At 73.5% G+C, this 17,300-nt stretch carries 20 protein-coding genes; 9 read left to right on the forward strand and 11 right to left on the reverse strand.

Annotated elements, in window-relative coordinates:
• Positions 1–95: 95 nt before the first annotated feature.
• Positions 96–242 (reverse strand): hypothetical protein, encoded by a 147-nt coding sequence (locus ACZ402_RS19915; protein WP_375826099.1) that lies wholly within the window; start codon positions 240–242, stop codon positions 96–98.
• Between the two features lie 155 nt (positions 243–397).
• Here ACZ402_RS19915 and ACZ402_RS19920 point away from each other — a divergent pair, with 155 nt between their 5' ends.
• The 3 genes from ACZ402_RS19920 to ACZ402_RS19930 are packed head-to-tail and all read left to right on the forward strand — an operon-like array spanning position 398 to position 2,498.
• Entirely contained in the window at positions 398–1,522 is a 1,125-nt protein-coding gene (locus ACZ402_RS19920; protein ID WP_375826098.1) for an amidase domain-containing protein, read from the forward strand.
• A 26-nt stretch (positions 1,523–1,548) separates the two neighbouring features.
• A complete protein-coding gene (locus ACZ402_RS19925) occupies positions 1,549–1,920 on the forward strand; it encodes a hypothetical protein (RefSeq protein WP_375826097.1) in 372 nt (123 codons plus the stop codon).
• Between the two features lie 23 nt (positions 1,921–1,943).
• Positions 1,944–2,498: an O-methyltransferase gene (locus tag ACZ402_RS19930; RefSeq protein WP_375826096.1), complete on the forward strand. Its 555-nt coding sequence runs from the start codon at positions 1,944–1,946 to the stop codon at positions 2,496–2,498.
• A gap of 18 nt (positions 2,499–2,516) precedes the next feature.
• On the opposite strand, the gene ACZ402_RS19935 is transcribed toward ACZ402_RS19930, so the two are convergent.
• The 4 genes from ACZ402_RS19935 to ACZ402_RS19950 form a co-directional block, all read right to left on the reverse strand.
• On the reverse strand, positions 2,517–3,380 hold the full coding sequence (locus tag ACZ402_RS19935) for a formate/nitrite transporter family protein (protein WP_375826095.1): 864 nt from the start codon (positions 3,378–3,380) through the stop codon (positions 2,517–2,519).
• A 173-nt stretch (positions 3,381–3,553) separates the two neighbouring features.
• The gene (locus ACZ402_RS19940) at positions 3,554–4,159 is read right to left on the reverse strand and encodes a DUF998 domain-containing protein (RefSeq protein ID WP_375826093.1); all 606 of its coding nucleotides are present in this window, start codon (positions 4,157–4,159) and stop codon (positions 3,554–3,556) included.
• 10 nt (positions 4,160–4,169) lie between these two features.
• Entirely contained in the window at positions 4,170–4,595 is a 426-nt protein-coding gene (locus ACZ402_RS19945; RefSeq protein WP_375826092.1) for a MarR family winged helix-turn-helix transcriptional regulator, read from the reverse strand.
• Positions 4,596–4,663: 68 nt separating this feature from the next.
• Positions 4,664–6,139, reverse strand: a complete 1,476-nt coding sequence (locus tag ACZ402_RS19950) for a lactate/malate family dehydrogenase (protein WP_375826091.1) — start codon at positions 6,137–6,139, stop codon at positions 4,664–4,666.
• Positions 6,140–6,277: 138 nt separating this feature from the next.
• On the opposite strand from ACZ402_RS19950, the gene ACZ402_RS19955 reads away from it, so the two are divergent.
• Complete coding sequence (locus ACZ402_RS19955; RefSeq protein ID WP_375826090.1) at positions 6,278–6,553, forward strand: hypothetical protein; 276 nt, start codon at positions 6,278–6,280, stop codon at positions 6,551–6,553.
• Positions 6,554–6,651: 98 nt separating this feature from the next.
• Here ACZ402_RS19955 and ACZ402_RS19960 read toward each other — a convergent pair whose 3' ends face one another.
• Complete coding sequence (locus ACZ402_RS19960; RefSeq protein ID WP_375826089.1) at positions 6,652–7,569, reverse strand: LysR family transcriptional regulator; 918 nt, start codon at positions 7,567–7,569, stop codon at positions 6,652–6,654.
• Positions 7,570–7,785: 216 nt separating this feature from the next.
• Here ACZ402_RS19960 and ACZ402_RS19965 point away from each other — a divergent pair, with 216 nt between their 5' ends.
• On the forward strand, positions 7,786–8,217 hold the full coding sequence (locus tag ACZ402_RS19965; protein ID WP_375826088.1) for a CBU_0592 family membrane protein: 432 nt from the start codon (positions 7,786–7,788) through the stop codon (positions 8,215–8,217).
• A gap of 102 nt (positions 8,218–8,319) precedes the next feature.
• Here ACZ402_RS19965 and ACZ402_RS19970 read toward each other — a convergent pair whose 3' ends face one another.
• The 3 genes from ACZ402_RS19970 to ACZ402_RS19980 all read right to left on the reverse strand — a co-directional run bounded on the left by ACZ402_RS19970 (position 8,320) and on the right by ACZ402_RS19980 (position 11,001).
• Positions 8,320–8,748, reverse strand: a complete 429-nt coding sequence (locus ACZ402_RS19970; RefSeq protein ID WP_375826087.1) for a DUF1761 domain-containing protein — start codon at positions 8,746–8,748, stop codon at positions 8,320–8,322.
• 44 nt (positions 8,749–8,792) lie between these two features.
• A complete protein-coding gene (locus tag ACZ402_RS19975; protein ID WP_375826086.1) occupies positions 8,793–9,683 on the reverse strand; it encodes an endonuclease/exonuclease/phosphatase family protein in 891 nt (296 codons plus the stop codon).
• A 133-nt stretch (positions 9,684–9,816) separates the two neighbouring features.
• Entirely contained in the window at positions 9,817–11,001 is a 1,185-nt protein-coding gene (locus ACZ402_RS19980) for a pyridoxal phosphate-dependent aminotransferase (protein ID WP_375826100.1), read from the reverse strand.
• Between the two features lie 186 nt (positions 11,002–11,187).
• On the opposite strand from ACZ402_RS19980, the gene ACZ402_RS19985 reads away from it, so the two are divergent.
• Both ACZ402_RS19985 and ACZ402_RS19990 read left to right on the forward strand, forming a co-directional pair.
• Positions 11,188–11,829: a hypothetical protein gene (locus tag ACZ402_RS19985; protein ID WP_375826085.1), complete on the forward strand. Its 642-nt coding sequence runs from the start codon at positions 11,188–11,190 to the stop codon at positions 11,827–11,829.
• 65 nt (positions 11,830–11,894) lie between these two features.
• Positions 11,895–12,497, forward strand: a complete 603-nt coding sequence (locus tag ACZ402_RS19990; RefSeq protein ID WP_375826084.1) for a DnaJ family domain-containing protein — start codon at positions 11,895–11,897, stop codon at positions 12,495–12,497.
• Positions 12,498–12,617: 120 nt separating this feature from the next.
• Here ACZ402_RS19990 and ACZ402_RS19995 read toward each other — a convergent pair whose 3' ends face one another.
• Positions 12,618–13,958, reverse strand: coding sequence for a carbohydrate-binding protein (locus tag ACZ402_RS19995; RefSeq protein WP_375826083.1), 1,341 nt, complete (start codon positions 13,956–13,958; stop codon positions 12,618–12,620).
• A gap of 249 nt (positions 13,959–14,207) precedes the next feature.
• Between ACZ402_RS19995 and ACZ402_RS20000 the strand changes: the two genes are divergently transcribed.
• Positions 14,208–15,392 (forward strand): alpha/beta hydrolase, encoded by a 1,185-nt coding sequence (locus ACZ402_RS20000; RefSeq protein ID WP_375826082.1) that lies wholly within the window; start codon positions 14,208–14,210, stop codon positions 15,390–15,392.
• 88 nt (positions 15,393–15,480) lie between these two features.
• On the opposite strand, the gene ACZ402_RS20005 is transcribed toward ACZ402_RS20000, so the two are convergent.
• Positions 15,481–16,002 carry a low molecular weight protein-tyrosine-phosphatase gene (locus tag ACZ402_RS20005; protein ID WP_375826081.1) on the reverse strand — a complete coding sequence of 174 codons (522 nt, stop codon included), beginning with the start codon at positions 16,000–16,002 and terminating at the stop codon, positions 15,481–15,483.
• Positions 16,003–16,088: 86 nt separating this feature from the next.
• Between ACZ402_RS20005 and ACZ402_RS20010 the strand changes: the two genes are divergently transcribed.
• A complete protein-coding gene (locus ACZ402_RS20010; protein ID WP_375826080.1) occupies positions 16,089–16,997 on the forward strand; it encodes an SDR family oxidoreductase in 909 nt (302 codons plus the stop codon).
• Positions 16,998–17,300 lie beyond the last annotated feature (303 nt).

Raw genomic sequence — 17,300 nt, forward strand, 5'->3', positions numbered from 1 at the left:
CCCACGCCGTGTCAGTCAGCTCACCACGCCCCACACCCACAACCCGGACATTACCGGACACATGCCAAGAACATTCGCAGGACAGGGCCTAGACGTCAGCCGGCGCCCAGGCACAGCCACGAGGCTCCTGCCTGCGCCCGACCGCCCTTGGCCCAGTTGTAGCAACCAGGGAACTGCCCGATGAGACCCGTGGATGCCTGCGGCAGCAGGAACGCCGTCCTATGATCGCCATACCCCGTCACGCTCCGGTCGGCGAGCCCGACAGACGAGGCCGCCGGCCCACGCCGCCCCACGCCGGCCCACACCGGGATCCCCGCGCGGCACAAGCCTGCCGCCGCTAGCGTGATGCCTGAGGCAATCGTTGCCTCGAAAGTTCACTCAGGGGAGGAGGGCACTGATGCCCTCTGCAAAACCACGCAAGTTGCTCGCCATCGCCTCAGCAGTCCTGGTCGCGGGGATCGCGGCACCAGCCGCAGCCGAAGGGAACGCCACCGACACTGACGTCGAGCTCGAAGGGTCTCTGACTGCGTACCTTGAGAGCCAAGACACCGCATGGGTCGCGCCCCAGGCCCGATCACCGCGTATGGCGGGGTCGCCCACAGAGGCTGAGCGAATCAACGCGGCTACCAGGGACGCGCTGGACGACGACGGCACACCGATCGTCGACGCCCAGTCGAGCTACGACGTGCTCAGCAGCGTCGAGCGTGAGCCCGACATCCTCGAGGTGCACGCCTCCGTCACGACCGAGTTCTCCTATGGCGGCGCTGGCGCCGAATGGCCGCAAGGCAGCGTCTGGACCGACGAGCACCTCATCACGCTGGACACCTCCGGAGCCCGGCCCATCGTCGTCCAAGACGTCCTCGTCGAACCCCCGGCCGACACCACACCGGACGACCCCAACGCCCCAGCACCCACGCAGTCGTCTGCTGACCGGCAAGCCGCACTCGCTGCCGCGAGCCCTGGGGGCGGTTTCACGACCTTCTCCCAGCCGACCGCTGACATCTACAACCAGCAGGCCTACGCCTGGGAGTGGACGTCCCCGCCGAACGATGGCGACACCATCAACGACTTCAACCCCGCCTTCCCTTGGTTCGACAACAACTGCGCGAATTTCGTTTCCCAGGTGTTCCGCGCTGGCGGATGGCAGTACAAGGGCGGAGTCAATCCCTTCGACACTGACAACTGGTCATCCAACCTGACCGGGCCAGGCACCGCCTCGCGCACCTGGTCCTCCGCCAAGTACCAGTACACGTTCTTCCGGTACAACGGCGGCCTCACACCGATCGACAACATCTGGAACGCACGCGCCGGAGAGGTTCTGTACACCGATTGGGACCCGAATAACACGCCCGACGGATCCATCGACCACGTCATGTTCGTCGCCTACGGTGACGGCATTCCGGGAGAGTCGCCGGTCATCTCTCAAAAGACCCCGAACCGGAACATGATCCCGCTCACGCAGTCGATCGCGAATGCCCAGGCACAGGGCAAGACGATTACGTGGTTCGGGCTCGGATACTGAGTCACGACGCAGAAGGGACCGGCCGGATGACGCTGTCACTCCTTGCCACGTTGGGGTTTCTGGGCGCCATCGTCGTCGCCCTGCTCCCCCTCATGGTGCGGCAGTGGCGCACTCGATGGACGGTGCCCGTCGCTCTCTTCGCTGTCACGGTCGTCGTGGTCGTGCTGGCGTCCACGCTCGCCCCGCGTCAGGTCGAGACGGACGGCGGCCGCGCCTCGTGTATCGAGGAACCACTGTTCGGGATCTCGCACACGTCGTCAGACTCCACTCCAGCATGCGTCGACACGAACCGTCGCTACCTCCTGGCTGCGGCCGGAGCATGCGTGCTTGTGCTCGGCCTTGAGGCTCTCACCTGCCGCGGCCTGTTGCGCCGCAACCGGACGGTGCCCGTCAGCTAGCACCGACTCCCGCACCCCCGCCCGTGGCCGCCGCGCGCTCGCGCGCTCGGGCGCGAGGCTTCGCCGCCTCCAGCGGCGACGTCGTCGGGGCGCTCCTCGCGACGCTCGCCGCCGCCGTGCCACCCGGTGGCCGCGTCCTGGAGATCGGGGCTGGTTGCGGGGTCGGGACGGCGTGGCTCGGTGCGGGACTGACGGGCCGCGACGACGTCCGGATCGTCGCTCTCGAGGCAGACCCTGATCTCGCCAGGAGCGTCGCCGCCCACTCCGCCGGGGTGGTCGACGTCGTCGAGCGCCGGGTCGAGGACTGCTGGGATCACTTCGGCCTCTTCGACCTCGTGTTCGCGGACGCCGAGGGGGGAAAGTGGACTGACTTCGATCGCACGCGCGAGCTCGTGCGACCTGGCGGGTTCCTGGTCCTCGACGATCTCGACCCGGCGCGCTATGCCGCCGAGGAGCATCGTTCGGTCGTCGCCTCGATCGTCACGGCGGTCCGTGACGACCCCCGGTTCGTCGAGGTCAGCCTCGCGGTCGAGACAGGTCTGCTCGTCGCCGTGAGGCGGATCGGCCTCGACGGGTGAGAGCCGACCGCCGGCCGCTCAGGCGGGCTCGGAGACCAGCTCGCGCTCCGCCGTCGGGCCGGGCTGGGGCTCCTGGGCCGAGCGGCGCGACGCCGGGCGGCCGTACGTGAGGTAGAGCGGCAGGCCGGTGAGGAGCAGGCCGCCGACGAGGTTGCCCAGCACGGTGGGGATCTCGTTCCACACGAGGTAGTCCATGATCGTGAACTCGCCCCCGAGCAGCAGCCCGGACGGGAACAGGAACATGTTGACGATCGAGTGCTCGAACGACATGAAGAAGAACAGCATCACGGGCATCCACATCGCGATGGCCTTGCCGGGCACGTCCTTCGCGATCATGGCGCCGATGACCCCCATGGACACCATCCAGTTGCACAGCATGCCGCGCACGAACAGCGTGAGCATGCCCGACGCCCCGTGCTCCGCGTACCCGACCGTGCGGCCCTCGCCGATGTGCCCGATCGCCTGACCGACCTCGTTGGGCGGGGTGTCGAACCCGTACGTCACGACGATCGCCATCATCACCGCGACGGCGAGCGCGCCGAGGAAGTTCCCCACGAACACCAGGCCCCAGTTGCGCAGGACGCCGCGCACGGTGACGCCGGGCCGCTTGTCGAGCCAGGCCAGCGGGCCGAGGACGAACATGCCGGTGAGCAGGTCGTACCCGAGCAGGTACAGCAGGATGAACCCGACGGGGAAGAGGACGGCGCCGAGGATCGCCTGGCCGGTCGTGACCGTCACCGTGACGGCGAACGCGGCGGCGATCGCGAGGATCGCGCCGCCCATCGTGGACCGCACGAGCGTGTCGCGCGTGGACAGCAGGACCTTGCCGGCACCGGCGTCGATGATCGTCGGGACGAGCTCGGCGGGCTTGAGGGAGGACATGGCTCACGGCTCCGGGGAGAGGTCGGCGGTGGCTCTGCCCGGCGTGGCGACCGCCGCGGCGTCCCCGACGCTAGGACCTCACGGTTTCGACGGCGTGACCCTCCTGGCCCCGTCTCGTTACCGTCTCCGCTCACCGCGCCTCGGCGCACTGTGAGGTCCGGGCCACCGCCCGCTCAGGACGTGACGGCGACGTCGAGCGCGAGGCCGATGCTCGCGAGCAGGAAGAAGAGGGTGATCGCGACGATGAACACCCGCTCGCTGATCCCGAACGTGCGCGAGCGCAGCGGCTGGACGACGAGCGACGCCACGAGCGCGACGAGCGCCGCGAGCGCGACCCAGTGCAGGACGACGAGCGCGGTGCCCAGCACCCCGGCGTCGGCGAGGTAGCGCGAGAAGTTGCCGGTGAGGCTGTAGCTCAGCGCGAACCAGGCGATCGCGGCGAGCAGGTGCAGGCGGCCGACGGTCGTGCTCCGCTGCCCCTCCAGGTCCGTCGGCAGGAACGGCAGGGCGACGAACAGCACGACGAGGGGCACGAGCTGCCACAGCACCTCGGTCTTCTCGGCCCACGACGTCCCCGCGACGGCGCCGGCGAGCGCCGCCCACGCGAGCGCCATCGTCCACGTCGCCGCCGTGGAGAGCCGGCGGGTGCGCCCGACGGCGTAGTCGCTCACCGCGTGCCGGACCGGGCTGTAGTCGCTCGGGACGAGGTGCAGGGCGACGAACAGCACGAGCCGGACGAGGAAGAGGACCGCGGCGGTCGCGGCGAGGACGGTGGTCATCGAGCACCTCTCAAGGGTTGGTCGGGGGAGCGGGGAGACGCACCGCGTCGTGCAGCGCGCGGACGGTGCGGGCGAGCTCCTGGGGATCGAGGCCGAGCGAGCGGGCCGCGACGTCGAGCGCGTCCCCGAGGACGCGCCGGCACGTCCCGAGGGTCGACCGGCCCGCCTCCGTGGCGGCGAGCCGACGCGCGCGCCCCACGCCCTCGGACAGGTCGACCACGTGCCCGTCGTCGAGGAGGCGTCGGACGATGACGCTCATCGACGGCTCGCTCACCCCGACCGCGGACGCGAGACGGCGGCCGGTGATGCCCGGGTGCTCGGCGACGATCACGAGCGCGACGAACCGGTGGTACGTCATGCCCTCGCCGCGCAGGAGTCGTTCCGCCTCGCGGTCGAGCGTGCGCACGAGGTCGTGCAGCTCGTGGGCGAGGTCCATGCCGACCACCATAACTTAGGTGCCTAAGTTTGTCCCCATGGTTTGCCGCACCAGGGGGAGCGGCGGGGTCATGCGGCGTGCACGACGACGGAGCGCACCGTCGCGAGGCGGGCGACCGCACGCTCGAGGGCGCGTGCCCGGCGCTCGGTCGCGCGGAACGTCACGACGATCCGACCGGCGCGGCCGTCGTCCGCCGGCTCCGTCGCGAGCGAGTCGAAGCTGACGCCGCGCGTCGAGAACACTCCCGTCAGCGCGGTGAGCGTCCCCGGCTGGTCGAGCCCGTGCACGGACGCGACCCACGCGACCTCCGCCCGGCCCGACGACGCCCGGTCGCCCGCGAGGGTCGGCTCGTCGAGATCGTGAGCACGCGACGACGCGGCGGGGGCGCCTGCGGCGGTCCCGGTCCGCCCGGGCCGTCCCGACCGGTCGTCCTGGCCCGGCGTCGCGCTCGCGGCGACCATGCGCCCGACGCCGTCCGCCGCGTGCGCGAGGCGGCGTGCCTCGTCGTCGGGCAGGTCGTCGAGGAGCACGCGCGTCCACCCGCCCGGCCCGAGGACCACGGGGACGCCGAGCACGCCGCGGTGCGGGACGCCGTCGTGCCCCGCGAGGGTCCGCTCGAGCCGTCCGTCGAGCCGTCCGTCGAGCTCGCCGTCGAGCGCGACCTGCCCGGCGACGACGATCTCGCGGCCGTCGAGGATCACCTCGAGCAGGTCGACCGTCGCGCTGGCCGTCCCGGCGGGCGTCTTCGCGCCCGACTGGTGCGTCATCCACGGGCGCGCCACGAGCCGCAGGTCGGCGGGCCACGTGTCGATGAGGTCGAACGCCGCACCCATGTCGGCCGCGGCCACGTGCGCCAGCTCGGTCTTCGCCGCGGCGATCTCGGCGGGCAGCGCGTCGAGCGTCCGGCCCCGGCGCAGCGCCGCGACGGCGCGGGCCCGCTCGTCGGCGTCGAGACCGCTCACGCGGACCGTCGACCACAGCGGCACGGCGTCCTCGCCGTGCTGACCCCCGACGAACCCGCCGACGCGGTGTCGGCGCACGCCCAGCTCGACCGCGAGCTCGCGCCGGAACCGCAGCGTGTCGAGCCACGCGCCCATCCCGAGCACGCGGTGCCGCCCGAGCCGCTCCGCCATGACCGCCACGCCGAGCTCCACGGGGTTCGTCACGACGACGACCACCTCGTGCCCGGAGCCGTGCCGCGCGATCGCGTCCGCGTACTCGGCGAGGACGGCGCCGTTCGTCGCGGCCAGGACCCGGCGGTCGGGGTCGGCGCCCGTGCGCGCCGGAGGCGTGAGGCCCGCGGCCACCACGATCACGTCGGCCGTGACGTCCTCGGGGGAGTGCGCGACGTCGAGGAGCGGCGCGTGCTCGTCGTACGCGTCGACCAGGTCGGCGCGCAGCCCGTGCACGGCGCGGCCCGACGCCCCGCCGGCCCGACCGACGAGCTGGAGCCGCGCCGTCGGCGGGAGCACCCGCCGCTCGACGATCTGGGTGCACACCTGCCGGCCGACGTCCCCCGTCGCCCCCACCACCGCTACGTCCACCCCGGCAGGCTACGTCGCCGACCGATGAGTGCGGGCGCCCGCGCGCGTCATGACCCGTGAGGACGCGAGTCACCCGGACGCGCGGCCCCTGCGCGAGGCCCCCGGACGCGGGGCACCCGGACGACGAGGAGCAGGACGATGACGACCCCCGGACCGACGGTGAAGAACCTCGACGGCTACGGCACGCCGCCGATCGCGTGGGCACGCGTGCACGACACGCTGTTCGGCCGGCTCCCGCAGGAGCCCGGGGCCGGCGGGCCGAACCGGCACACCAACGCGCTCACCGCGGAGTTCAGCGCGCCGTCGGCCGGCCCGCCGCCGTGGGCGGTCTACCGCCTGGTCCCCGAGCGGGTGTTCGCGTTCGGCACGGCCGAGCCCTACGGCGCCACCCGCTTCGACCTCCCACCGAGGTAGAGCCCTAGTGACGCGAGGCAGAGCCCTGGTCGCGCGAGGTAGAGCTCCGGTCGCCCGAGGTAGAGGCATGGTCGTGACCACGGCTCTCCCTCGACGAGTCAGGCGAAGGCGATGTCCGCCGCGGCGGCGACCATCTCGTCGAGGACCGCGGAGACGACCGGCCGGGGCTCGTGCCGGGTCGCGCGGTGGCGCGCGACGAGACGCCGGGAGCCGAGGCCGGGCAGCCCGACGACCGTGACGCCGTCGGGCACCTCGTCCGACGCGCCCCCCTCGACGGCGAGCGCCGGGAGCATCGCGACGCCGAGCCCGGCGGCGACGAGGGACAGCGCGACGTCGAAGTCGTAGTAGTTGTGCCGCGTGCGCAGGGTCCCGCCGAGCCCGCGGGCCAGACGGCGCAGGGCGCGCGCGGCGGCGGTGCCCGGCTCGGGGCCGAGCCAGACGGCGTCGCGCACGTCGTCGAGGCGGGTCGGGGTGGGCATGCCCGCGGGGACCACGAGCCGCCACGGCTCGTCGAGCAGCACGATCTCGCGCGTGCCGCGCGGCGCGGGGGAGTCGGCCTCGTAGTCGCGCTCGAGGAGCACGACGTCGAGCTCGCCCGCGCGCAGGAGGCGCAGCGCCTCGGTGGGCTCGCGCTCCTGCACGTCGAGCTCGACCCCGGGCGCCGTCTCGGCCAGGCGCCCGGCGACCGGCGCGACGACGGCGCGGATCGCCGTCTGGAACGACCCGACCGCGACCCGGCCGATGACCTCGTCGCCGAGCGCGGCGAGCGCCTTGCGCGCCTCGACGAGCTCCGTCTCGATGCGTTCGGCCGTCTCCGCGAGCACGCGCCCGGCCGGCGTGAGGGTCACGCCGCGCGGTCCACGGTCGAGGACCGCGACGCCCTCCTCCGCCTCGAGCCGCTGGATCTGCTGGGAGACCGCCGACGGGGTGACGTGCAGGAGATCTGCTGCCGCGAGAATGCCCCCGCCGCGGTGCACGGCAAGGAGAAAACCAAGTCTGCGTGGGTCCGTCGCCATGTAGAGATGCTAAACCGCCGGTGCAGGATACTTCGATTGTGCTGAAGCCCGGGAGGCCTCACACTTGTCGTGGCGCCGGTCGGTTACCTCCTCCTCCTTACGGGTCGGCGCCCGAGCTTCCGCACCACCCGCGCCACCAGCCACCGGCCCGGAGCGCACAGCCACCGCAGCGTCGCGGCAACCCCCTCCACCCCTCTTCGTCACCGGAGTACCGCTGTGCTCGTCACCCTCGACGCGTTCGTCATGTTCCTCGGCTGGATCGGCGCCGCCGCCGGCGTCGTCGCCTACGCGATGGTCAGCCGCGGCCGCTGGGCCGCGTCGTCCGCCCCGTTCCAGCTCACCAACCTCACCGCCGCAGGCCTCATGGGCATGGTCGCCGCCGCGAACGGGGTGTGGCCGTCGGTGGCTGCCAACATCGTGTGGATCCTCATCGGCGTGCAGGCGATCGTCGTGATCGTCCGCGCGCGGGCGCGCCGCCGCGCGGCCGTCGACGACGTGGTGACCTCGCCGGCCGCGGTCGTCCCGGGCACGGCCACGACCACGACCACGGCCACGGCCACGGCCACGGACACGGCCACGGCCACCGTCCCCGAGCCGGTCCTCGCCGACGGCGACCCCTCGCCGCGCGAGGTCGGGCTCGCCGCCTGACGGCCCCACCGGCCTGCCGAGCGTCGCACTCCGCGGCGTGAGCGCGCCTGTCCGTGCATCCGTCGAGCACGGGTGCGTCTCTGGGGCCCGGCGCGCCCGCGGTTACACCCCGGCGGGCGTGATCAGCCCGATCAGCAGGCCCATCACGAGCACGGTGACCAGCTCGTGCGCGGCGTTGAGGACGGTGAGCCCCGCCGGCCGGCCCTCGAACGCGTCGTGCGTGACGAACCGCGCGGCGGTGAACCCCGCCCACAGCACGACGGCCGTCAGCAGCGCGTTGCCGAGGTAGCCGCCGCCGTAGAACGACCACGCGAGGTACGTCGCCCCCGCGAGGACCCAGGCCGTGACGAAGCTGACCACGAGGGTCACGACGATCGGCACGACGGCGTCCCGCCCCTCCCCGGACGGGTCGACCTTCGCGACGCGCATCCAGTACGTGCCGAACACCTTCGGCGTGTACCAGACCGAGCCCACGACCATGCTCGACACCGTCGCGGCCAGCACCGCCCAGTAGTTGATCTCCGGAACCATCGGACCGCTCCCTCGCGTCGACGCCCTCGCTCGGAGCGTAGCGCTCAGGCGGTGGCGCCGGCCTGCGGTTCGACGACCACGTCGACCACGACCGCGCGGTGGTCGGACAGGCCGGTGTCGACGGCGGTCGCGGGGCCGAGCGCCCGGAGCGTCGCCTGCCCGGGAGCGCCGTCGACGAGGACGTGGTCGATCTGGCGCACGGGCCGGTCCGTGGGGTGCGTGAGCACGTCGGCGAAGGACGTGAAGCCGCTGAGCACGGCGGGCTCCGGCGCGCGCAGGTTGAGGTCGCCGAGCAGCGCGAGCGGCCGGGGGAGCGGCGTGCACGCCCGGACGAGGGACCGGAGCTGGTCCGCGGTGAACTCGGGGCGGGACGTGGTGTGGGTCGTCACCACGGTGAGCGGGCCCCACGGCGTCACGACGGCGGCCGCGAGCGCCGCGCGGGGCTCGTCCGGGACCACGCGGAACGGGACGAGGCGAGCGGCCCCGCGCACCGGACCCGACGTCCGGCGCCGGACGCGCGAGCGCCACGGCATCCGGTCGAGCTCGAGCCGCGACCACCGGGTCACCGGGAACCGGCTGACCAGCCCGATCCCGTAGGACGCGACGCCCGGCACGCGCCGCACCCCCGACCCCGGGCGGGCCGCGCGCACCCAGGCACCGGAGACGCCGCGCAGGGTGGGGGAGAAGTGCCGGTGGTCGGCATGCAGCGCCTCGGCGGCGACGGCGACGAGGTCGGCGCGCTGCGAGCGGGGCGAGTCCCGCTCCACCTCCTGCAGCGCGAGCACGTCCGCGTCGAGGTACGCGACCGCGCGCGCGAACCGCTCGACGTCGACCGTCCCGTCGAGCGCGGCGCCGTGCAGCGCGTTGAACGTCGCGAGGCGCAGCACGCCGTCGGCTCGAGGAGGCAGTCCTGTCGAGGTGGGTCCGGTCGGCACCGCACGATCCTCGCGCGGACTGGTCGCCGTCGCGACCAGACCCGCGAGATAGCGATCCCCGGCCACGGAGGCCCTCGGTTCCTGGTCGCAGGCCGCTCTCTCGGCCGTGGGTCGCTGTCTCGGCGTCAGGGGCTCAGAGGGTGCGGCGCCAGGCGACGATGCGCTCCACCGCCTCCGCGACGGTCTCCGGGGCCGCCGCGAAGGACAGGCGCACCCAGTCGCCGCCGTGGACGCCGTCGAAGTCCGTACCCGGAGTGAGCGCGACGCCCGCCTCAGCGAGCAGCCGCTCGCACCACGTCACGGAGTCCAGGCCGTCGCCGGAGACGTCGGCGTAGACGTAGAACGCGCCGTCGGCCGGGGCGACGCGCGACCACCCGAGGTCGTCGAGGCGCGCCAGCACGAGCTCGCGCGACGCCGCGTAGCGCGCCACGTTCTCTGCGGCCGCGGCGTACCCCTCGGGGGAGAACGCCGCGACGCCCGCGTGCTGCGCGAGCGCGGGCGGCGACAGCGCGACGTTGCCCGCGAGCGCGTCGACCGGCCCGACGAGCTCGTCGGGCAGCACGAGCCACCCCAGGCGCCAGCCCGTCATGGCCCAGTACTTGGAGAACGAGTTGACGACGACGGCCCCGTCGCCGACGTACCGCGCGGCGGTGGGCAGCGCCGCCGGCGAGGCTCCGGCCGGGTCGCCGTACGTGATGCCGTGGTAGATCTCGTCGCTCACGAGGCGCACGTCGTGGTCGGCGCACCACGTCGCGACGGCGTCGAGCTCGGCGGGGAGGATCATCGTGCCGGTCGGGTTCGCGGGGCTCGCGAGGACGAGCCCGTCGAGGCCGCCGCCGTAGTACGCCTCCATGAGCTGCGACACCGTGGGCTGGTAGCGCGTCTCCGGGCCGCAGTCGAGCTCGACGACCTCGCAGCCCAGCGCCCGCAGGATGTTCTTGTACGCGGGGTAGCCGGGGCGGGCCAGCGCGACGCGGTCGCCGACGTCGAACGCCGCGAGGAACGCGAGGAGGAACCCGCCGGACGACCCGGTCGTCACCGCGACGCGCGCCGGGTCGACCTCGACGCCGTACCAGCGGTCGTAGTGCTCCGCGATCGCGCGGCGCAGCGCCGGGACGCCGAGCGACTCCGTGTACCCGAGGTCGCCGTGCTCCAGCAGCTCGATCGCGCGGCGCCGGACGACGTCCGAGGCGCCCGTCGACGGCTCGCCTGCGCACAGGTTGAGGACCGACGCCCCCGCGTCGCGCAGACGGTTCGCCTCCGCGAGCACCTCCATCACCGCGAACGGCGGCACGTGCGAGCGGCGTGAGACCTTCATCGACCCAGACATGGGGCCATCATGCCGGGTCGCACGGCGCCGAACCCGGGGTCACGGGCGAGTTCGGCGGTCGGACGGCCCACGACCCCGGGTTCGGCGCGGGGTCGGTCATCCGTTCGAGGGACGTCGGCGACCGCGAGGGGTCGGTCGTCCGGGCGACGCGCCGTCGTCGGCCGACGGGGTCGGATGGACGGTATGACCGAGGACGTGTGGGACGACGGCTCCGACGACCGGGCGAGGGACGATCGTGGACGCGGCAGTCACGAGCGCGACGGCCGCGACGAGGTGTTCCGACCCGTGCGGGGATGGGGCGTGCTGTGGCGCAGCGCGTTCGTGCTGTGGCACGGCGGGCACGAGTACGTCGTGGACGTGGACTTCCTCGACTGGGACGAGCGGATCCGGCTCTACCGCGACCGCCGCCTCGTCGACGAGCAGCGGTCCCGGGCCCGCTTCGACCTCGGCGGCGCGGTCCTCGAGGCCCGGATGAGCCTCTACGGGATGCGATACGTGCGCGTCGTCGACGCCGTGGGGGACGTCCGGGACGTCGCGCCGATGCCCGGCACCGCCGAGGCGTGGCGCGACCGCATGGACCGCGAGCGCCCGACGGCGAGCCGCGCCGTCGGTGTCGTGGCGTGGGTCGTGCTCGCGGTCGCGCTGGTGACGCAGGTGCCGCAGCTCCTCGACCTCGTCTCCGGGTTCACGGGCTGGACGCCGCCGTTCGTGCCCGACCTGCCCGCCTCCGTGAACACGGTGCTGTCCGTGGCGGGGGTGGTCGCTGCCGTCGACCGCGGGCTGCGCCGCCGCTACCACCCGCTCCTGGACGGCTGACCGCCCGCTCGTCCCGGGCCGTCGCCCGTGCTTAGGGTGGACGGACGCCGACAGAGGAGGTTCTCGTGTTCCGACGACGGTCCCGCAGCGCCCCGGACGACGACCCGGTCCGGCGAGCCGCGCAGTACCGGGTCGACCGCGAGACCGCGCGCGAGGAGTCGGAGCGCGACGACGCGAACCGCGCGGCCGAGCCCGGACCGGCCGGACGAGAGGCGCCCGCCGCCGATCCCCGGGGCCCGGACGACGTCGCCGAGCCCCGCGGCCCACGTCGTGTACGACCCGAGGATCGGGCGATGTACGTCGACGCGGTGATCGACCAGGCCATCCGGCGGGGCGATTTCGACGACCTCCCGCTCGCGGGCAAGCCGATCCCCGGGCTCACGGGGACGCACGACCCGGACTGGTGGCTCAGGTCGGTCATCGAGCGCGAGCAGCTCACCGGGCTGGGTCCGCCCGCGATGCTGCTCAAGCAGGAGGACCGGGAGCTCGACGACCGGCTCGACCGCGAGCTCGACGAGACGACCGTCCGCGAGATCCTCGCCGACTTCAACGCGCGCGTCGTCGACGCCCGTCGCCAGCTCCTGGGCGGACCACCGGTGGTCACCCCGACGCGCGACGTGGACCACGAGGTCGCACGCTGGCGCGCCCGCCGCGCCCGGACCGCCTGACTCGACGACCCACCCCCGCGGCACGACCACCCGCCGAGCACGACATGAGGGTCGCTATCGGGCTGATAACGACCCCCGTGTCGTGTTCGGCGGGAGCGGGCGTCAGGAGGACCGGCCTGACTAGCGGCCCTGGAGCGCGCGGACGTTGTCGCCGAACGTCCAGCCCTTGGAGCCGTCCCAGTTGATCGACCACGTCATGAGGCCCTTGAGGCGTGACGCGTACGGCTGGTACGCCTGCGTCACCAGCGACGGCGCCATGTAGCCGCCGCCCGCGCCCGCCTGGGCGGGGAGCCCTGGGACCTGCTTGTCGTAGGGCACCTTCACCGTGACGCCCTGGATCGTCAGCCCGGCGTTCAGGCAGTCGGTCTGCGCCTGGAAGCCCTGGACGGTCCCGGCGCCGTAGGAGTCGCCGCTGCAGCCGTACATCGAGCCGTTGTAGTACTGCATGTTGAGCCACCACAGGCGACCGTTGTCGACGTACTTCTTGATGATCGGGAGGTACGAGCCCCAGATCGAGCCGTACACGACGCTGCCGCCCGTGACGTACGCCGTCTCGGGCGCCATCGTGAGACCGAATCCGCTCGGCATCTCCGCGAGGACGCCGTCGATGATGCGGATCAGGTTCGACTGCGACGTCGAGAGCGTGCTGATGCTCCCGCTGCCGGACAGCCCCGTCTCGATGTCGATGTCGATGCCGTCGAAGTGGTTGTCGCGCAGGATCGGCACGACCGTCTCCACGAAGCGGTCCGCGACGGCCGGGCTGGACAGGTCGATCCCGGCGGTCGCGCCGCCGATCGACAGGAGCAGGCGCGTGCCGTTCGCCTTCGCCGCGCACATCTCGGCGGGCGTCGGCACGTCGACCCCGACGTCCATGCCGTCCTCCCACAGCACGGTGCCGTCGGAGAGGATCACCGGGAACGCGAGCGTGACGACGTTGTAGCCGTGCGCGGAGATCCGGGCGTCGTCGATCGGGATGTGCCCGAGGCCGGGGTGCACGCCGTTGGACGCGCCGTCCCAGCTCTCCCAGTACCCCTGGAGCACCTTGCCCGCCGGCTTGCCCTGGACCGCGCAGTCGGTCGGGTCGGCGGGATCGGTCGGATCCGTGGGATCCGTGGGATCGGTCGGGTCCGTGGGATCCGTCGGGTCCGTGGGATCCGTCGGGTCCGTGGGATCCGTCGGGTCGCACGCGCCGCCGTCGGTCCACAGCGTCGGGGTCGACGCGGGGTTCCAGCCGGTGCCGACGTAGGCCGTGTGCGTGACGCGCGCGGTGTACGTGCGCCCGCCGTAGGTGACCTGGGCGCCGGCGGCGTACGTCGAGCCCTCGGCCCACCCGGTGGTCGAGCACTGGGCCGCGGCCGCGGGGGCCAGCGCACCCGGGACGACGGCGGCGCCGCCCACGAGGGCCGCCGCCAGGGCGACGGTGGCCGCTCCGGCGAGGAGCGGGGTCGGACGAGATCTCACGGGGCACCTCGGTTCGGTCGCACGGCGGCCGAGGCGGACGCCGTCGGCCGATGATCCCGCCAGTCTGCAAGCGCCCGACGGCGTCGCGCATGAGGGAGAACCACACGATCTGCACCGCTCGCCGGGCCGCGGAACCGCGCGGGGTACGGGTGGTCCCGGACCTCCCGGCGCGCACGGGACCGGCCCGGGGCCGAAGGTCGCCCCGCCCGTACCGAGCGGCGTTCGTCCCGCGCGCCTAGGGTCGGCGGCATGGCCGACTGGCAGCCCGACGTCCTCGGCGACGACTACGAGCAGCTCACGCTGCCGCTCTCCCCCGACGACGAGGGCGACGTCGTCGCGACGCTCGTGCGCCGCCGTCGAGCCGGGGGCGACGGCGCCCCGGCCGCGGGCGACGACGGACCCGCCCCCTACCTGGACGTCCTGTACGTCCACGGGTGGTCGGACTACTTCTTCCAGACCGAGCTCGCCGACTTCTGGGAGGCGCACGGCGCACGCTTCCACGCGCTCGACCTCCGCAAGTACGGGCGCAGCCTGCGCCCCGGCCAGACCCCGGGATTCGTCACGGACCTCACGACGTACGACGAGGACGTCGAGGCGGCGCTCACGGCGATCGGCCACCACGGCGACGGGCGCTCGCCGCGCGAGCTCGTGCTCATGGGCCACTCGACGGGCGGCCTGACCCTCAGCCTCTGGCTCGCCCGGAACCCCGGCCGCGCGGCGGCGCTCGTCCTCAACAGCCCGTGGCTGGAGTTCCAGACGCGCGAGGTCGGGCGCCTGCTGCTCGAGCCCGTGATCGGGGCCCGCGCCCGCCTCATGCCGACGCGCCCGCTGCCGAACGTCGACCTCGGCTTCTACACGCGCTCGGTGAGCAAGGACTTCGACGGCGAGTGGACGTACGACCTCACCTGGCGCCCCCAGCACGGGTTCCGCACCACGCCCGCGTGGCTGTCCGCCGTCTTCCGCGGGCAGCAGACCGTCGCGCGCGGCCTGTCCATCGGGGCTCCGGTGCTGGTGCTGCTCTCCGCGCGGAGCACGCTGCTCCCGCGCTGGACGCCCGAGATGATGCACACGGACACGGCGATCGACGTGGACGGCGTCGCGCGGCGGTCCGTCCAGCTCGGCGACCTCGTCACGGTCGCGCGCCTGGACGGCGCCCTGCACGACGTCGTCCTCTCGGCCCGGCCCGTGCGCGCGCTCGCGTACGGGCGCATCGCGCAGTGGGTCGGCGCGTACCTCCCGCGTCCCGCGCCCGTCGTCCCGGTCGTGCCCGACGACGCCGCCCCCGCTCCCGACGCCGCACCACCGGCGCCGGGCGTCCTGGGCCTCCTGCTCTCCCGCCTCGGCGCGGGTGCCCACCACGCCGGCCGGGCCGTCGCGCGCGCGGTGGGCTCCGCCGTCGGGAGCCTGCGCGGCCGGCGGTCCCGCACCCGCTGACGCTCCGCACCCGCACCGCCACGGTTGTGGGCGGGGAATGGGCCCGGTTCCACGGCCTGAACCGGGCCCATTTCCCGCCCACAACGGGTCAGGTGGCGAGCCGTGTGCGGACGAAGTCCACGATCCCGTCTGCGGCGGCCTCCACCTCGGCGAGGCAGTCCTCGAAGTCCTGCTGACCGCCGTACCAGGGGTCGGCGATGTCGAGCACGTGCTCGGGCTCGCCCGGCGCGACGCGGGGGGCGGCCGGGTCGAACGAGCGGTACATCCGCACCGGGCCGGCGCCGTCGAGGCGGCGCAGGGCGCGCGCGTGCTGGGACGTCATCGCGAGCACGAGGTCGCGCGCGGCGAGGTCGCCCGCGCGCACCTGGCGCGCCCGGTGCGTCCCGTCGACGACGTACCCGTGCTCGGCGAGGACGGCCCGCGCCCGACGGTCGATCGGGTTGCCTCGCTCCTCGTCGCTGATCCCCGTCGAGTCCACCACGACGCGGTCGCCGAGCCCGGCCGCCTCGAAGCGGTCGCGCAGCACCACCTCGGCCATGGGGGACCGGCAGATGTTGCCGGTGCAGACGGTCATGACGCGGTAGGGCGCGGGGGCCTCGGCACTGGTCATGGGCCCATTCTGGGGGAGTCGCGCGCACTCCTCACGTGCGCGCCGGTCGCCGGGCGCCCCGCGACCGCCACGTCTACCGTGAGGACATGATGATCGGAGCGGGGTCGGGGCGGATCGCCGTGACGGGCGCGAGCGGGCTCCTGGGGTCGAAGCTCGCGTTCCGCCTCGCCGCCGAGGGCGCGAGGCAGCGCCTCGTCGTGCGCGACGCCGCCCGGGCGCCCCGCCTCGGCGACGACCCGCTCCCGGAGTCGGACGTCGCCGTCGTCGGCGGGTACACGGACACGCGCGGGATGGTCGCCGCCTTCACCGACGTGGACACCGTGTTCCTCGTGTCTGCCCGCGAGGACCTCGACCGTGTCGCGCAGCACCGCGCGGCGGTCGACGCCGCCATCGCGGCCGGGGTCGGGCACATCGTCTACGTGTCGTTCGTCGGCGCGGCGCCGGACGCCGTCTTCACGTTCGCGCGCGACCACTGGCGCACCGAGGAGTACATCCGCGCGACGGGCGTGCGCCACACGTTCCTGCGCGACAACCTCTACCACCGCGGGCTTGCGCTCATGGTCGGCGCCGACGGCGTGATCCGCGGGCCGGCGGGCGACGGCCGGGTCGCGTGCGTGTCGCACGACGACATCGCGGACGTCGCGACCGTCGTCCTGCTCGACGCCGACGCCCACCGCCACGACGGCGTCACCTACGACGTCACCGGGCCCGAGGCCCTCACGCTCGACGAGGTCGCGCAGGCGCTGACCGTCGCCACGGGTCGCGACATCACGTACCACGCCGAGACCGTCGAGGAGGCGTACGCGTCGCGCGAGCGCTACGGGGTGCCGCGGTTCGAGGTCGACGGCTGGGTGTCGTCGTACACGGCGATCGCCGCGGGCGAGCTCGCGCACGTGAGCGACGCCGTCCCCCGGCTCGTCGAGCGCCCCGCGCAGTCGTTCGCCGCGTGGCTCGACGACTACCCCGAGGAGTGGGCGCACCTGCGTCCCGCGTGAATCTGGCGCGCACCCGCGAGATCGACCCGCACGTCCGAGATCGACCCTCGGTGGGTCGATCCGGCGACGGGCGGGTCGATCTCGGCGTCTCCACGCCGTGCGCGAAATCCCCTGGCGTTGCCGCGGGGGGCGGACGTACCGTCGTCGTACACGCGAAAGGAGGTGGTCCTGGAAGTGAAGATTCTTCGGACTCGTGAGGTGGTTGCGCGCTAGGGCGTGTCCGGTGAATCGCGGAGCCAGAGGATGATCGCGGCGATGGTGAGTTCGGAGCGGTAGTAGGCGGCGCGTTTGGTGAAGCGGGTG

This window comes from Cellulosimicrobium sp. NPDC030954 (assembly GCF_055571305.1).

Coding starts and splice junctions, on each gene's coding strand:
- ACZ402_RS19920 (WP_375826098.1), top strand. CDS start 398: ATGCCCTCTGCAAAACCACGCAAGTTGCTCGCCATCGCCTCAGCAGTC.
- ACZ402_RS19925 (WP_375826097.1), top strand. CDS start 1,549: ATGACGCTGTCACTCCTTGCCACGTTGGGGTTTCTGGGCGCCATCGTC.
- ACZ402_RS19935 (WP_375826095.1), bottom strand. CDS start 3,380: ATGTCCTCCCTCAAGCCCGCCGAGCTCGTCCCGACGATCATCGACGCC.
- ACZ402_RS19940 (WP_375826093.1), bottom strand. CDS start 4,159: ATGACCACCGTCCTCGCCGCGACCGCCGCGGTCCTCTTCCTCGTCCGG.
- ACZ402_RS19945 (WP_375826092.1), bottom strand. CDS start 4,595: ATGGACCTCGCCCACGAGCTGCACGACCTCGTGCGCACGCTCGACCGC.
- ACZ402_RS19955 (WP_375826090.1), top strand. CDS start 6,278: ATGACGACCCCCGGACCGACGGTGAAGAACCTCGACGGCTACGGCACG.
- ACZ402_RS19960 (WP_375826089.1), bottom strand. CDS start 7,569: ATGGCGACGGACCCACGCAGACTTGGTTTTCTCCTTGCCGTGCACCGC.
- ACZ402_RS19970 (WP_375826087.1), bottom strand. CDS start 8,748: ATGGTTCCGGAGATCAACTACTGGGCGGTGCTGGCCGCGACGGTGTCG.
- ACZ402_RS19980 (WP_375826100.1), bottom strand. CDS start 11,001: ATGAAGGTCTCACGCCGCTCGCACGTGCCGCCGTTCGCGGTGATGGAG.
- ACZ402_RS19985 (WP_375826085.1), top strand. CDS start 11,188: ATGGACGGTATGACCGAGGACGTGTGGGACGACGGCTCCGACGACCGG.
- ACZ402_RS20000 (WP_375826082.1), top strand. CDS start 14,208: ATGGCCGACTGGCAGCCCGACGTCCTCGGCGACGACTACGAGCAGCTC.
- ACZ402_RS20005 (WP_375826081.1), bottom strand. CDS start 16,002: ATGACCAGTGCCGAGGCCCCCGCGCCCTACCGCGTCATGACCGTCTGC.
- ACZ402_RS20010 (WP_375826080.1), top strand. CDS start 16,089: ATGATGATCGGAGCGGGGTCGGGGCGGATCGCCGTGACGGGCGCGAGC.